Source organism: Pseudomonas sp. BJa5, assembly GCF_030272875.2.
Classification (GTDB): Bacteria; Pseudomonadota; Gammaproteobacteria; order Pseudomonadales; family Pseudomonadaceae; genus Aquipseudomonas.
Window position 1 is genome coordinate 1 of record NZ_JALRNG020000187.1, and the last position, 247, is coordinate 247.

1 protein-coding gene is annotated in these 247 nt (G+C 68.0%); it reads left to right on the top strand.

The window, feature by feature from the left end; all coding sequences use genetic code 11:
• Positions 1 to 85: 85 nt before the first annotated feature.
• Positions 86 to 247, top strand: a 162-nt coding sequence (locus M2D63_RS25960) for a ChbG/HpnK family deacetylase (protein ID WP_285865909.1), incomplete at its 3' end; no start/stop codon positions are given.

The window sequence follows — 247 nt, forward strand, 5'->3', positions numbered from 1 at the left end:
GTATACCCGTATGCCCTTCACTGGTAATTTACACCGCTTCGTCTTTCGTAACAGGCCCCCCCCCCACGGGGTTAACCCCCACCGCTTGCAGGCCGGGCTGATCAGCGCGGCCACCGCCATGGCCAACATGCCGGCCTTCGCTGCGGCCTGCACCCGGGCCCAGCTGCCGGCGCTGCGCGGCCGGGTGGGCCTGCACTGCAACCTGACCTTTGGCCGGCCCTTGAGCGAAGCCATCGGCAAAGAGCCG